This is a genomic window from Paraburkholderia sp. SIMBA_027, assembly GCF_046535315.1.
GTDB classification, from domain to species: Bacteria; Pseudomonadota; Gammaproteobacteria; order Burkholderiales; family Burkholderiaceae; genus Paraburkholderia; species Paraburkholderia tropica.
Window position 1 is genome coordinate 20876 of sequence record NZ_JAWRWY010000010.1, and the last position, 14214, is coordinate 35089.

Annotated in this window: 17 protein-coding genes; 6 read left to right on the top strand and 11 right to left on the bottom strand. The window is 57.6% G+C overall.

Features of this window, described 5'->3' with window-relative positions; translation table 11 throughout:
• The first annotated feature begins 39 nt into the window (after window positions 1-39).
• Window positions 40-264, top strand: coding sequence for a hypothetical protein (locus SB764_RS19435; RefSeq protein ID WP_410864420.1), 225 nt, complete (start codon window positions 40-42; stop codon window positions 262-264).
• Between the two features lie 151 nt (window positions 265-415).
• Here the strand turns inward: SB764_RS19435 and SB764_RS19440 are convergent, their stop codons facing one another.
• From SB764_RS19440 to SB764_RS19450, 3 genes are all read right to left on the bottom strand, one after another.
• The gene (locus SB764_RS19440; RefSeq protein ID WP_410864422.1) at window positions 416-1120 is read right to left on the bottom strand and encodes a hypothetical protein; all 705 of its coding nucleotides are present in this window, start codon (window positions 1118-1120) and stop codon (window positions 416-418) included.
• An 18-nt stretch (window positions 1121-1138) separates the two neighbouring features.
• Window positions 1139-1573, bottom strand: coding sequence for a hypothetical protein (locus SB764_RS19445; RefSeq protein WP_410864424.1), 435 nt, complete (start codon window positions 1571-1573; stop codon window positions 1139-1141).
• A gap of 70 nt (window positions 1574-1643) precedes the next feature.
• Entirely contained in the window at window positions 1644-2378 is a 735-nt protein-coding gene (locus tag SB764_RS19450; protein WP_410864426.1) for a hypothetical protein, read from the bottom strand.
• A 126-nt stretch (window positions 2379-2504) separates the two neighbouring features.
• On the opposite strand from SB764_RS19450, the gene SB764_RS19455 reads away from it, so the two are divergent.
• The gene (locus SB764_RS19455; RefSeq protein WP_410864428.1) at window positions 2505-2873 is read left to right on the top strand and encodes a helix-turn-helix domain-containing protein; all 369 of its coding nucleotides are present in this window, start codon (window positions 2505-2507) and stop codon (window positions 2871-2873) included.
• A 444-nt stretch (window positions 2874-3317) separates the two neighbouring features.
• Here SB764_RS19455 and SB764_RS19460 read toward each other — a convergent pair whose 3' ends face one another.
• Window positions 3318-3914, bottom strand: a complete 597-nt coding sequence (locus SB764_RS19460; RefSeq protein ID WP_410864430.1) for a hypothetical protein — start codon at window positions 3912-3914, stop codon at window positions 3318-3320.
• Between the two features lie 299 nt (window positions 3915-4213).
• Between SB764_RS19460 and SB764_RS19465 the strand changes: the two genes are divergently transcribed.
• Window positions 4214-5266 carry a hypothetical protein gene (locus SB764_RS19465; protein WP_410864432.1) on the top strand — a complete coding sequence of 351 codons (1053 nt, stop codon included), beginning with the start codon at window positions 4214-4216 and terminating at the stop codon, window positions 5264-5266.
• Between the two features lie 58 nt (window positions 5267-5324).
• Here the strand turns inward: SB764_RS19465 and SB764_RS19470 are convergent, their stop codons facing one another.
• Window positions 5325-5717 carry a hypothetical protein gene (locus SB764_RS19470; protein WP_410864434.1) on the bottom strand — a complete coding sequence of 131 codons (393 nt, stop codon included), beginning with the start codon at window positions 5715-5717 and terminating at the stop codon, window positions 5325-5327.
• A 537-nt stretch (window positions 5718-6254) separates the two neighbouring features.
• On the opposite strand from SB764_RS19470, the gene SB764_RS19475 reads away from it, so the two are divergent.
• A complete protein-coding gene (locus SB764_RS19475; protein WP_410864436.1) occupies window positions 6255-6929 on the top strand; it encodes a hypothetical protein in 675 nt (224 codons plus the stop codon).
• Between the two features lie 76 nt (window positions 6930-7005).
• Here the strand turns inward: SB764_RS19475 and SB764_RS19480 are convergent, their stop codons facing one another.
• Window positions 7006-7293 carry an H-NS family nucleoid-associated regulatory protein gene (locus tag SB764_RS19480; protein ID WP_410864732.1) on the bottom strand — a complete coding sequence of 96 codons (288 nt, stop codon included), beginning with the start codon at window positions 7291-7293 and terminating at the stop codon, window positions 7006-7008.
• 279 nt (window positions 7294-7572) lie between these two features.
• On the opposite strand from SB764_RS19480, the gene SB764_RS19485 reads away from it, so the two are divergent.
• Window positions 7573-8229 (top strand): Shedu anti-phage system protein SduA domain-containing protein, encoded by a 657-nt coding sequence (locus tag SB764_RS19485; protein ID WP_410864438.1) that lies wholly within the window; start codon window positions 7573-7575, stop codon window positions 8227-8229.
• Here the strand turns inward: SB764_RS19485 and SB764_RS19490 are convergent.
• Window positions 8226-9341 carry a protein kinase family protein gene (locus tag SB764_RS19490; protein ID WP_410864440.1) on the bottom strand — a complete coding sequence of 372 codons (1116 nt, stop codon included), beginning with the start codon at window positions 9339-9341 and terminating at the stop codon, window positions 8226-8228. The two genes, SB764_RS19485 and SB764_RS19490, sit on opposite strands and share 4 nt — an antisense overlap.
• A gap of 370 nt (window positions 9342-9711) precedes the next feature.
• Complete coding sequence (locus SB764_RS19495) at window positions 9712-9966, bottom strand: hypothetical protein (protein WP_410864442.1); 255 nt, start codon at window positions 9964-9966, stop codon at window positions 9712-9714.
• Window positions 9967-10063: 97 nt separating this feature from the next.
• Between SB764_RS19495 and SB764_RS19500 the strand changes: the two genes are divergently transcribed.
• On the top strand, window positions 10064-10477 hold the full coding sequence (locus SB764_RS19500; protein ID WP_074985122.1) for a carboxymuconolactone decarboxylase family protein: 414 nt from the start codon (window positions 10064-10066) through the stop codon (window positions 10475-10477).
• A 37-nt stretch (window positions 10478-10514) separates the two neighbouring features.
• Here SB764_RS19500 and SB764_RS19505 read toward each other — a convergent pair whose 3' ends face one another.
• The 3 genes from SB764_RS19505 to SB764_RS19515 all read right to left on the bottom strand — a co-directional run bounded on the left by SB764_RS19505 (window position 10515) and on the right by SB764_RS19515 (window position 14214).
• Window positions 10515-12095 carry an OprD family outer membrane porin gene (locus SB764_RS19505; RefSeq protein WP_410864444.1) on the bottom strand — a complete coding sequence of 527 codons (1581 nt, stop codon included), beginning with the start codon at window positions 12093-12095 and terminating at the stop codon, window positions 10515-10517.
• 98 nt (window positions 12096-12193) lie between these two features.
• Window positions 12194-13234 (bottom strand): ABC transporter ATP-binding protein, encoded by a 1041-nt coding sequence (locus tag SB764_RS19510; RefSeq protein WP_124263186.1) that lies wholly within the window; start codon window positions 13232-13234, stop codon window positions 12194-12196.
• Window positions 13231-14214: an ABC transporter ATP-binding protein gene (locus tag SB764_RS19515; protein WP_410864446.1), complete on the bottom strand. Its 984-nt coding sequence runs from the start codon at window positions 14212-14214 to the stop codon at window positions 13231-13233. Before SB764_RS19515 ends, SB764_RS19510 begins: the two co-directional genes overlap by 4 nt.

Sequence of the window (14214 nt, forward strand, 5' to 3'; positions counted from 1 at the left end):
CCGTGAATAGGCGGTACGAACGCTACAAGGAATAATTCTGTGACTACGAAGAAGATAACCCCCGCGCATACTGCCTTTGAGGAAATCGCACGCCAGGCGCTGGCGCTGGACGTGGTGCAACGTGAGAAAGAGCGCTCCCCGGCGCTCAAGCTGTCAATCCTGAGCGAGTATGTGAAGGAACTGGCCGCGCGTATTGAGGTGTTGGAATTGCAGCCTTTGCCCCGTACTCGCCGCCGCGTGGCTGACTTTGACGCCATCGAGTAAAGCGCAACGCGCAATGCCCAGACGCGCAGTAAATACCCGGTAGAACGTTAGTCATGTTCCGTTCTCCGTGGATAGAGGTATAGAAAAAAAGCCCCGCCTGGTTTGTGCCAGTGCGGGGCTTTTTCATGTGCGTTAGCACGGTGCTGCTAAATCACTTCCACTTCAGGCCATCGACTGCAAATGTCATGTGTCGATTGCCTGCCTGATAGAAGGCGGCTTCAATGACGACGCGCTTTGCGTTGTGCGCGCTCGCAATGAAGGAACGTGCGGGGGAGATAAAAAGACTCGTTGAGCTATAGTCCGCTGGTTGATTCGCGGTAAAACGCTGCGGCTTCTTGTCGTCAAAGCGGACCAACACGCTACAGGCTTGGACGCCACAGACGAATTGCCCTTTACTGACGCTCAAAATTACGTCTGTCCCGAACCTGGGGTGCTTTCTTAACTGAAGTGTCGCAGTGGAGCCGCCGTTATACGGGAAGTCGAAGTCGAGCGTTTCATTCGCGGAAACGGTGGCGAACTGGATCGGCTTTCCCGTCATTTCATCGTGGCGTTCATCATATGACCATGCGCTTTCCGGTTCCGTGGGGGCGCTTGAAGCTTCCGCAACTGCCGGAACCGCCGCCGAGGAAGAAGCAGATTCCGTGTTGTTTGCTGCGGCCTTCACAGGCGCGGGGGCATGTGGGAGCGTTGAATTAAAAATTACAGCGCCAAGCATCGCCACGCCGAAGCTAACCAAAACTGCCTTCATTCGTGACGGTGCCGGTTTGCCTTTGCGGGCAAACGTGCTAGGACGAATCAGCCCGATCAACATTGCGAGTGGGCCGAAAATCATTAAGCAAAGTCCGATGTTTTGCATGTTTTCTCTCTAGTGTTCTTATTGATCGTCGGAGCGCTCGATATCGGTTTTCGCGTTCGCGTCAATCAGCAAGCGGAAATGTTTGGTTTCGCCAAGTTTCAGCGTCGTTTCTCGCTGGGTCCATTGGTCTTTGCCCACGGCACAAAGTCCTTTGCCTAGCGGGTCGCGGCCAGAACGAAGCAGGACTTCACCAGCGGGAACGTAGAACCGGGCTGTTTCGCCCGTGTCGAGCCGTGCGGCCTGTTTGCCGTTGATCGAGATGCCATAGAAGCAGCCGCCGCCGATGACGCCGGAATCACGCGTGATAATCAGCGTACCGGTTTCGGGCGTCTGTTCCTGAAACGCCGTGACACGCTCGCGAGGGGCAGGGCTTGCTGATGCTAACGGCGTTGGCGAGGTTGCGCAGCCAGATACCGCGATTGCTGCGGCGATGATAGCGAGGTATTTCCTCATGCTTTCTTGCCTTCATTGATCCATTCGAAAAAACGTCTGTGTCATATCCGGAGAGCGGATCGTGATCCCATCACGAACAAATCCCGTACATGATCCATTCTTGCGGCGCGCCGTCCGGTGACACTCGCGCAAACATTCCATCGCGCTCATAAATCGTCATGGTCTGGCCGGGTTCGTAGCTTTTGACCTTTGGTCCAGTCGCACCAGTTAGGCCGTTTTTCGACAGTTCGTGCGTGGTGCAAAATTTTTTCACAGTGAATGATTCACCTACCTTTCCGGTTCCAACTATCGAATCCTTGGGGTCCAACACGTAAGGCGTGTTCTTTGGCTTGCGTGCCTTCTCCAGGGTTCGCTGATATTCGGAACCGTCCAAGCGATCCAGAGCCGATTGAAGCCCGTTGCGCGCGCTATTCGAGGTCAAATCCGCGCTATGCACCTGACCGAACGGCATTACGGTTTCGATAGATTCATACGCGGTGACATGAACGCTCGATCCGCTTGCATCCAAAATGAACCGGAGCCGGTCAACCGGCGTGGTGCTATAGCTGTTTCCCAAGAGCAACTGCGCCATAACCGCCTGCTGTCCCTGAACCGTCTTGGTGCAGACAACTATGTTGGAGTTCGTTTCGGTAACACCCGCGCCTATGCGCGAACAAAGGCCAATCATCTTGTTTTGCACTTCGGGAAGTGTCGCGCCGTCGAATGTTGTTTCTGGATGCCCGGACGGCGTATCCGTAAGCAACGCCTGTTGTGTGGCGCAACCAAACAGGACGGGAAGGGCGGCGAGTGCCAGCTTGAATTTCATGTGTCTGTTATTTCTTGTAAGTTGGTCTTTCAGTATCGTAACATTTTTCTTTCATATGAAGCAAGTTACACACGTGCGAAGCACTCTGCTATAGTTCGGGCCTTGCACCACTCGGATGAAAACGAAATGACTGTACCTATCGACAATACCGCCGCTGTACTTCGTCAACGTTTCGGCGCTTGGATGAAGGCGAAGCGCGAGGAAGCGGGGTTGACGCAACTGGAACTGTGCATTGAGTTGGATTACAGCCAACCGGCGATGGTTAGCCAGGTTGAGCGCGGTTCCTCCGCGTTACCTGAAGTGGACTTGAGTTTGTGGGCGGACTTGCTGCGAATTGGGCGCGAGGAATTCGCGCAAACGTACCTGTACTACATTCGCCCGTTTGTCTGGGAAGCGATGCACGGCAAAGACCCGTTCAAGGCCGAGAAATTGCCGCGTCCAGCTAAGACCATCAAACCGCGCCCGGTCAAAGGCGATTTAAAGCGGGTGAAGTGACAACGCGATATCAGGTCGTAAGCAGCAGGCGTTCAAAGGCCCCGCCCGGAGAGATCCAGTGCGGGGCCTTTCGTTTTCAGATCTTAGGCTACGGGAAGCGTTCCTTCATTTGCTAGAGAACCCCGCGAATGAGGGCGGTTTCCCCTGCGGCGGGATTGGCTCGATACCGGCTTGCTGGTTGCGAACCCAAACCCCGTTGCGCCTAACGATAAGGCTTGCGGTGCTTACTACAATGCCGGGGTGAATCAAGCGTTCAGAAACTTCGTTGCGAAGGCAAGGAAGGTCGGATCGAATATGTACGAGCACAAAGCCTGCGGAGCGCGGTTCCGTATCCCGCTTTTGGAAGACAACGCTGGATAAAATATTCGATCGACTGTACAGAGCGCCGCGTCCCTAAAAATACCGATAGATGGCGCTCTCCCTTGCGACTGTAACGAAAAGGGTCTACGCCCTTGGCTCGCCGCTTGCGATCCTAACGACCCAAGTCAAAATCAGCTTTTCGGCGAAGGCGCGATATCTATCTGCGTCGTCAGGCGAAGCTTGCGTTTGGCTGTGTGCGACGGCATTGCGAATTGAACGGAGTTCAGTGACGAGCTTCATTTCCTCAGGAGTGACTAGGTTCTGTTCCTGAAGCGTCCGGAACAATGTTTGAGGTGGAATCGGACGCTTGTTCGAACTCAGATTTTGGTGAGCGCCGCTACTGTCCAGCAATTCCTTAGCTTGCCCGAGAACCTTTTGCCACATCTCCATGATGACGCCGCTGGGGTTAGTCGTAAGAATACGAGTATCCGTTTCCGTTGTTGCTGTTCGATCAATTTCGTTGATGACCGTTCTTTCTGGCTCTGGGATTTCATCGACTACTTTTGCCGCACGTTCAAGGTCGGTGGCGAACTCTGTGCTTATCCCACCGGGTAGTGTGGCTTTCGTAAGACGACCCAGTAAAGACTCGAATCGATCATGGAATTTTAGGATTAGGTAAAGAACGACACCGGGCCATGCTAAGGCTTCAATCGCTTTGGAAACAAAAGTGAAGAAATCCATCTTCCATCCACCTATATGAATTTTTTGAGTCGAATTTGAGGCGCAATGAACGTACCGCACGCAGGTAGCGCGTGAATTAGATCATATCCGCATTGTGCGGAAAAGCGTGTTGCGGTTTGAAGATTTCATGTTTACTCCCCTCATTTATGCTGACTGCATAAATGAGGGGAGTTCGTACAATCCTTCAAATTCCCAAATCTTTTTCTAAAGAAATGGGTCATCGATGCCGTTATAGCGGCTGTGCCGTAGAGTGCATTTATCAATTCAAAACGCAATAAACCGGGGAACGTATACAAGCCATGAACGATACTACTTCGCAAGCTATCGGGGACCACGCCTTTCACCGCAATCTTCACCAAGCTCAGACGCGTTCAGGATTCGCCGCGTTTTTGCTCTGGTTCTTCTTGGGCAGCTTCGGCGCACATTTAATGTACTTGCGCCGTTGGACGATGCTCATTTTCCACTACGTGTTGGCGATTTTTACCGTGGTGGCGTTTGTCATGGTATTCCGCAACAACAATATCCATAGTCTTGGCGTCGGTCTAGCTGCGCTGTGGATGGCATGCGTTCCGGTTGGTATCTACAACTTCGGCAGTCTGTGCCTGCTGTTCGCACAGGTGAATTACTGCAACGAAGATTCTGCGCTGAACTTGGCGGGACAGAAAACAGCACGTGCCCGTATGCCAGAAAAGCTTTTGATCCTTTTGTCGGGTGGCGCGCTTGCGATTTTCATTGGGACGATGTGGGGTATGCCAACTTCGAGTGATGCCACATCGTCCGCGAGTCCGAATGCGGCTGTGCCCGCGCCTGCGGTACAGCAAGCAAATCCCGCGAGCGCTAGTAGTGCCGCTGCGGTGAGCGTCGACCAGGACGCCTCTCAAGCACAAGTCAGCGCAGCAGACCTTGCGTCACAAGTAGCGTCTGAGGCAGATGCAGCACAAGCGCAATCGCAGGAGCCGCAACCCACGACGCAAGTGCAGTCCCCACAGGAAAGTGCTATTCAACAGCAAGACCCCGCTGCCGATTTGAGCACCACGCCGAATCAGACTTATGGAACGAGTTTCGACTGTGGGCAAAGCCATTCGCAGAACGAGTATCTGATTTGCCACACGCCCGCGCTTGCTAGCCAAGACGTAAAGCTCGCGAATGCTGTGGCCGCAGCGAAAAGCGCAATTGAGCCGACCGATTTGGATGCGCTGAAAGCCCGGATGCGGGGGCAGTGGAACTTCCGGGAGAAGCACTGTAACGACGTTACCTGTCTGAATAGCTGGTACACGTATCAGATCAATACGATGGCTCTCATTGCTCAAACTCGCAACGTATCGGCCCGAGTGGATACCGCGCAGAACTGATAGCATCTGCAGTGTACTAAACGCGGAACGCCCACAAGCTTAGTGCTTGTGGGCGTTATCATTTGCGCCCGTGTACCTGTCCGATGCGATCTAGTTCTTTGCGCAGGCGATGGCGCAGCCTGCTGAATGTCTTGCGCGCTTCCTCAATGCTCGCGCGTTCCTTGCTCAAATCCCAATGACACTCCGCCGCCATTGCTGATAGCTCCAGGATCGAATAACGGGCGCACTGAATCTCAAGGATGAGGCGGCGTACCGTAGGGTCGTTCCGATACGTGACGTACAAACGTCGCAGTTCGCTATAGGTGGGCGTCACGAACGGGGGGAGGGAAAACATGCTGATATCCGCACGCCTGCGGCGTTCCCGCGCCAGCCGCTCCCTCGTCGTCTGGGCGGGGGCCAGTGTTTGTTCCTCGTCTCTGGGGCGGGATTCGTCGTAAGGATTGAAGCGCATGGCGCACCGGATCGTCGGAATACTGTATGGATATACAGTCTACACAAGGCGTCAAGTGAAGTGGCTGTAAAAAAAGGGCTCGATTTGAGCGGCATTTCGTGGCTCCCACTCGCAGGCGGCGTGGGACGCAAACCATGAGCGCATTTGCAGCTTCGCAGCGTCGGCGCGAGGGGCTTTTTTGCGAGCGGCGTTCTGGTAAAGTGACTTCACAACAACCACGCGCTAATCAAAAATGGCAATTAAAAAACCGACTCTGATCCCCGCGTCGCCGCTCGGGAGGCTTCCCACCGGCATCGTGCAGCCCAAAGTTGGCCCGACAATCGTTACGCCCGGCCGTAAGGCGACAGCGGGTGTGATCGGCCAACGCTTGCAGCCTGTCCCGAAGGGGAGCGGCGGTAATGGAAATGGCAACGGAAGTGGTAACGGCGGCAAAGCCGGTAACGATAAGAAATAGGGTCGAATTTGGCCACTCGTCGGGTACGGGGCGAAATTCGCGAGTCGTCCAGGGAGCAGGATGCGAAGGAGCGCGCAAAAGAGTTGGCGCGCGTTCAAGAAAAGGAAAGTGACAACCTGGCGCGCCTTCAGGAAAAGGAACGCGACAACCACACGCGCATTCACGAAAGAGAACGCGACAACCTCTCTAAACTGCTCATCTCGAATGCGGAGAACCTTGATAAGTCGGTTTTGACGTACTCTGGAGCGGCGCTCGGGTTGTCACTAAGCTTTCTCAAGGACTTCGTCCCCATTCGGGACGCCAAGTGGGCTTGGTCGCTTTATTGTTCGTGGTGGTCGTTCGCTCTCGCGATCGTGTTGGTTATCGCGTCGTACGTAGTAAGCCAGAAGGTAGTTAAGTTGCAGTTTGAGCGTGCTGAACGTTACTACGAAGATGGTCAAAACGATGCGCGCGATGAGCATACGTGGATTGAGAAGGTCGCAGACCATCTTAACGGTTGGATGTATGCGGCAGCGTTTGTCATTGGGCTGTCGCTTACTATTCTCTTTGTGTCAATCAATTTGAGCGGTGCAAAAATGGCAAACAAAAACGAGAAATTGCAGGGCTTAACTATTTGTCAAGAGGGATTCACTCCTCCGAAGATGCAGCGAGTTGAAAGAGGCCTCACAGGTGGAAAATTGCAGCCCGTGAATCCCGGTGCGCCAAAACAGCCGACTGCGCAACCGCCGTCGGGTAATTCGTCCCAAAATAAGAAGTAACGCGATGCGGCACCAGGCCGCCTGAAGTCGGTCGGCTTGCGGTGAGGAAAAGGACGCGCAAGCCGAAATCGGACTGTCAGTCGATCAGGAACTTCGTCCTGTCCTTGCCAGCAATCCATTTCGGAGGCTTGCCGCGCCCGCTCCACGTCGCGCCAGACTCGGGGTCGCGGTACTTGGGTGCAACGGGGCTACGTGCCACACCGGCACCGGGACCGCGCGGCGCACCCCGACGTGCACGCGTAAACTGAACTTCTTCGTGCAGGTCGAATTCTTCGACAAGCTGTCGAATCTGTTCCAGGGCGTTCGTCACTTCCTCTTCGCGAACTGCTGCAATCTGCGCTTCCAGTTCCGCGCGCTGCGCCAACAAGGCGCGGTAGTCGGACTTCGGCGTTTCGACAGGTTCCGCCGCTGCGCGTTTCTCGAAAAGAGCTTCTGCCTCTTGAACTGCACTCTTCTTCACTGTTGCCATTGTCTTTTCCGTTTGGGGGAGATCAAATCGCCGCAAGGTAAGGTTTGGGGTTCCACCACTATACAAATGGAGCTCTAGCTTCTGGTCCGACTATGGCCATAATGAAGCATTGGGAAATGCATGCCCTATGCTGTGGCACACTGATCGTAACGGCTCTAAGAAAAAGGACGGGAAATGAAGCTCACCACGGTAGCAGAAGTTATTGCTGAACAACTGGCGCGTGATCCACTTCGCGACTTTTTCAGTTTTTGGGATGCGGTGAGCGAGTCCGACATTGATGCGTTGCGTGAGGCGCTGGATTCGGCCACGCGTGAAGAGGATATCCAGCAGTTCCTTCAAACCCATCCGAAATACCTGATCCAGCACCTCGGTGGCGGACATGGCCGCTGGATTATTCCGAAGCAGCGCTTGGGCGCTCAGCACGTCACGGATTTCATGATTGGGGAAAGAGATTCGATGGGCTTCCGTTGGCAAGCGGTAGAACTTGAAAGTCCACTGGCCAAAATGTTCACGAAGTCGGGCAATCCTTCGGCCGCTTTGACGCACGCGATACGTCAAATACAGGACTGGCGTATGTGGCTCGCAGCGAACCAGAATTACGCCGCCCGCGACCGGGGGGAGGATGGTCTTGGACTAAGCGAAATCCACCCGGATGTGGGCGGGTTGATCATCATGGGGCGTCGTGCCACCGAATCGGAAGAAACCCGGCGGCTCCGTCGTCAGATGGGTCGCGATGCGAAGATCGAAATACATACGTTCGATTATCTTCTTGAATCCCTCATCGGGCGCGTTCGTAGTTTGGAGGTGCATCGAAAAATGCTGGATGACTAAAAAGGAATATCATCGTCTCTCATGCCGTATCGATCTTTTGCATCAAGTCGGGCGTGAAGGTTCGCAAGGACGATGTGTTGTTTCTCAGGTGAGCATTCCCGGAACATCTTGGAAAAATCCTTGAGGAGGCTAACGGGAAATTTGTAGGCCCTTGAATATTTATACGTGCCATCGATAAAGCAACTAGAGACAAGTGATGGGCTTGGAATTACGTCTTCCAGCATTACTTTCTTAAATGTTGCGTCGAGGTTGGAAAGAATCGTAAATGGAGTGGGGTAATATTTTGCGTCCTTGTCGATGGCGCTCACAACGCCAGAAAGGCCTTCCGCGAATTTTCGGTAAATTTCTTTTTCGCCGTAGTAAAATTCAGCCCCAAAATCCGCCGCGAGAAGCACTTTTTTGACATCAGCAAATGAGTCGATTCTGTTCTCGGGTTCGATGTGGCACATTTTGCTTAGAAGTTCACTGTGCTTAAAATCCGAGATGTCGTAATCGGAAATCATTTTTTCAAATAATTTTCCTACGAAATACACCTCGGTTTTGAAATCGTAAACCGAATCCTTGAATTCGTTTGGCAGATCACACCACCAATTTAGCGATATGCTCTTGTCGTAGTCTTTGGGGTGGGTTGCCTGCTTTCCGAATCCGAAATCAATTATTTTTACGGTTTTATTTTCGGTTATGAGGATGTTGCTGTCGCGTATATCACGATGCAATATTCCATTTTCCTCAAGATAGGCGAAACCATTGACGGTTTGTGCGAATATTTCGTCGAGGGTTTCCGGATTGATTAGCAGGTAGAAATCGATGGTCTGACCAGCTACATATTCCATGATTATGTAGCCAAGTGCGCGTTCAGGGAATAGATGGTAATTAAACACCCGTACAATATTAGGGTGGTTAATGAGGTGGAGAAGTTTTATCTCTCGCACGAATGCGTCAAAGAATTTCGAGGCATGTGCGGGGTTCGCAGGCTCATATTTTTTGCAGGCAAAGTGCTCGTTGATAACGGGGTCGTAAAGGAGCACTGTGTTGCCCATTGCACCTTGCCCGAGGCGTTTCTCCAGCACGAAATCCTTCTGCCGGACGAATTTGACTACTTGGTTGTCCATCTTGGCTCCTGTGCCAGTCGAAGCTTTGGCGAACATTATCGGATGATTTGGCCCTAATGTGTTCGGCGGGCGAACGTCCGCCATCACGTTTTTTCGCCGTTTCGATTTTATTCGCCCTTTGCTGCGGACTTACAGCATAACCGGACAGCGTCTCGCTGCGGTCGTCATGGGCGTGCAAGTGATGAGACGGACGGTGCTCGGGGCGCATAGCGGGAGCGTGCGCGCAGTAGCCCGAGATCCATCATGGCGATCATGGGCTGCGAAAACGGCTCTTCTGGGACGGCGTGTTCATCGTTTAAACGACACAAGGGAGCGACGCTACTTGACCGAGGTCTGAGGAAGCGGGATTCCGGATATTTTCCGGACATTCTCACGTGTTCCTGTGTAAAGTATTGATTTGCAAAGAATAAGTTAAGTAATCTTCTTGCCGATTCAGGGCATGTTGCGCTACGCCACGTTGCGCGCCGAAGGCGCCGCGACCGAAGCCGAGCGCTGCGCCTTGCTCGTCGAGCATCGCGACGCGGTGCGTGCCCATATCGCCGAAATGCAGGCGTGCCTCCTCGCGCTCGACGCCAAGATCGAAGGCTATTCGACCGCTCCTATTTCTTCGCAGAGGCACGCGCATGCAAACCGTCACGAACCCGACGAACCCGAACCTTCAACAACCCGCGCCGGCAGCGCCCGGCGGCGCACAGGAAAGCCGCCTCGCGCGCGGCCTGCGCATGCTGACGGCGATTGACGGCCACGCGGGCGAGCAGGTGGTGGCCTCGCTTGCCGATATCGCGCCGGACTTCGCCACGTATCTGCTGGAGTTTCCGTTCGGCGACATCTACGCGCGGCCCGGTCTCGATCTGCGCGCACGGGAGATCGCGACCATCGCGGCGCTGACCGCGCTCGGCCACGCGCAGCCGCAGCTCAAGGTGCATATCGCGGCGGGCCTGAACGTGGGACTGAGCGAAGCGGAGATCGTCGAGACGATCATGCAGATGGCGGTGTATGCGGGCTTTCCCGCCGCGCTCAACGGTTTGTTCGCCGCGCGCGAGGTGTTCGCGGCGCGGCGTGCGCGGGGCGAGGACGCTGGAGCGGCCGAATCCACCGATTGCACCGAATCCACCGATCACGCGCAAGCCGCCTGAATCCCAAGCGCTCCGGCGGCCTGCGCGCTGATGTCGCTCAGAACAGCTTGAGCGGCACGCCCACGACGAGCCGGTATTCCATGTTGCTCGCGTCGGAGTAGTACTTCGAGCCGTGATGCCACATCGCGACGAACGAGATCTTCGTGTCCTTGAAGCGCCCGCTTTGCAGCGTGTACGAAGGGATGAAGCCGAACTCGTGATGCGAGCCGTGCACGGGCTGGCCGTTCTTCCAGTAGAGCCCGGAATCCGGATTGGCCGCCGCGCCCGCCGACGCATCCGCGCCCCAGCCCAGCGCGTACCAGAGCATCGCCTTCGCGCCCGGCAGCCCGGTGTATTTGCCGTCGAAGCCATAGCGCACCTGGAACGACTTCTCGTGCGGCGCGTTGTAATCGACGTCCATCGAGTTGACGAGATAGATGCCGTTGGTCTCGTTCACGTAATCGAAGAACTGGTCGCCGAGAATCTGCTGGAAGCCGAACAGCAGCGAATGCGCGCCGTGCTGCGCGGCCAGCGACACGCTGTACGCGTTGTTGTTGATATGGCCTTCCTTGCCGCCGCCCACGCTGTGCGTCGAGTAGATATTCGCGAAGCCGGTCCACTTGAGCGTCGACGGATCGCCGACACTCTGCTGCACCGAACCGTAATACTGGCGCCAGACGTCGTCGGCCTGATTGGCGAACAGCGCGACGCTGCCGTTCGGGCTGTAATCCCACGTGCCGCCCACGTAGCTGAAGCGCTTGAACGACACGCCGCCGTACGACGTCGTGAGGTCGGTGAGATTGGTGTGGCCGCGCGCGTTGACCTTGGTGAAGCTGCCCGCCTGCAGCACGGCGTTCGGCACGTCGCGGCTCACGAGCGAGACGCCCATGAAAGTGGGCGGCAGCGCGCGATTGTCGTGCGGCTCGAAGAACGGGTTGTCGTCGACCATGTGCAGGCCGTATTTGACGACCGTGTCCGAGACGCGCGCCTTCACGTCGTAGACGCCTGGATAGCCCCACGCGAGCTGATTCGAGCCGCCGCCGCCCTTGGCCACGTGCACCATGTTGCCGGCGCCCGCGCCGCCGTCGAGCTTGAGCGCGCCGTACAGCGACGCATCCACGCCGAAGCCGATCGGCCCTTGCGTGAAGCCGGAGGTGTAGTCGAGCATCGCGCCCTGCACCCACGCGTGACGATGCGGACCGCCTTCCATGTCGAGCACGTCGGCGTAATTGCGCAGGTTGAGCGTCAGATGACTGTCGCCGATCAGGCCTTTGCTGGCGGCCTGATCCGATTGCGCGCGCGGCGGATTATCGGCGCGCACCGCTTCGTTGGTGCCTTGATCGGGCGTGGGCGCGGCGAGTTGCTCGGGCGCGTTCGGTGCGAGCAGCGGTTCAAATTGCGCTTGAGCGCGTTGCTGCGTCGTTTGGCGCGACGCTTGACGCGACTGTTTGCGTTTCGTTTTGCGCTTCGCCTTGTGCGTGGATGTCGTGCCCGCTTTTGCAGTCGACGCTGCAGAAGTCGTGCCGCCGACGGGCGCCGCTTCGGCCACGTTCGCGCCCAGCGATACCGCCAGCGATATGGCCAATACCGACGCCGCCGTCGCCAACGTCGTGCTCCTGATGCTCTGGTCTCGTTTCATCGTGTGTCTCGGATTATGTTGTCGTGGGTTCATGGCAATTATTAAGGATTGCCAATCTGTCTGGATAAACATCCGCATGCGCGAGGCATGCGGACGACTCAGGCAGCGGGAGGATCGCCGCCCGTACGCGGATGCCAGCAGGCGGCGATCGAATGGGGCGAGCCGTGCGCGTGCAGCGCGGGCGTCTGGGTGGCGCAGACCGCGAGCGCGCGCGAGCAGCGCGTGCGGAATGCACAGCCCGAAGGCGGATTGAGCGGCGAGGGGATGTCGCCGCTCAGCAGCGGCACCTCGCGCGCGCGGGCCAACGCGGGATCGGGTAGCGGCACGGCATCGAGCAGCGCCTGGGTGTACGGATGACGCGCCGCGTGGTAGAGCGCGTCGCGCTCGCCCAGCTCCATCACGCGGCCCAGATACATCACCATCACGCGATGGCTGATCGTCTTCACCACGGCGAGGTCGTGCGCGACGAACAGCAGCGAAAGTGCGAGTTCGCGTTGCAGATCGCGCAGCAGATTGACGATCTGCGCCTGGATCGACACATCGAGCGCGGAAACCGGCTCGTCGCAGATCACGAGTCCCGGTTCGCCGATCAGCGCGCGCGCGATGCCCACGCGCTGACACTGTCCGCCCGAGAATTCATGCGCGCGCCGCGCGGCGTGATGCGCGTTCAGGCCCACGCGTTCGAGCATCGTGAGCACGCGCCGCGCGATCTCCTGGCGGCCGAGTTGCGGCGCATGCGTGACGAGCGGTTCGGCGACGATCTGCGCGATCGACATGCGCGGATCGAGCGAGGCGAGCGGATCCTGGAAGATCATCTGTGCTTCGCGGCGCAGCGCGCCGAGCCGGCGGCGCGCGCCATGCACGGTTTCTTCGCCGCGCCACGTCACGCTGCCGCCCGCAACCGGCGTGAGCCCGATCACGGCGCGCGCGAGCGTCGATTTTCCGCAGCCCGATTCGCCGACGAGCCCGAGCGTTTCGCCGCGCCGCACGTCGAACGACACGCCGTCCACCGCGCGCAGCGTCGCCTGCTGCCACGGCCAGTGGCCGCGCTTGACGCGAAAGTGCACGGCGAGATCGCGCACGCTCAGCAGCGTGCCGGATGCGGCGATGTCGGATGTTGTGGTGAGCGTGGCGGTCATGCGTGCGCTCCTCGCGCGACGGGCGCGGGCAAATGGCAAGCGCGTTCGCGCGCGCCGGATGGGCGCAGCAGCGGCGTTTCCTGGTGACAGCGCTCGAACGCTTGTGCGCAGCGCGGCGCGAAGGCGCATCCCTGGCCGCCGCTGCCGGGCAGCGGCGGATTGCCGGCAATCGTGCGCAGCGGCGCGCCGCCGGGCGCGTCGAGTCGCGGCAGCGCGCCGAGCAGACCGACGGTGTACGGATGCAAGGGACTGTTGAATAACGAGGTGGCCGATGCCTTCTCGACCGCGCGTCCGGCATACATCACCATGACGTCGTCGCAGAGTTCGGCGACGACGCCCATATCGTGTGTGATCAGCAGAATGGCCGTGCCGCGCTCGCGATTCATCTCGCGCAGCAGCGCCATGATCTGCGCCTGCACGGTGACGTCGAGCGCCGTGGTGGGTTCGTCGGCGATCAGCACGTCGGGCTCCATCATGAGCGCCGTGGCGATCAGCACGCGCTGGCGCATGCCGCCGGAAAACTCGTGCGGATAGAGGCCGATGCGGCGCGCGGCGTCGGGAATGCGCACGCGTTCGAGCGCTTCGATCGCCCGTGTGCGCGCCGCGCGGCGCGTGAGCTTGCGATGCTGTTGCAGCGACTCGGTCATCTGCCGCTCGATCGTGAGGAACGGATTGAGCGAGGTCATCGGGTCCTGGAAGATCATCGCGATGCGGTCGCCGCGAATGCGGTTGAGCGCGCCGGGCTTCATCGCGAGCAGATCGTCGCCGCGAAAACGCGCGTGACCATGCGCGCGCCCGTTCAACGCGAGCAGGCCGAGCATCGCCATGACGGTCTGGCTCTTGCCCGAGCCCGATTCGCCGACGATGCCGAGCGTGCCGCCCGCTTCGAGCGCAAACGAAACATCGTGGACGACCGTGAGCGGCGGCCCGTCGCGACGCATGAAACGCACGCCGAGTTGTTCGACTTCGAGTAGCGCCAT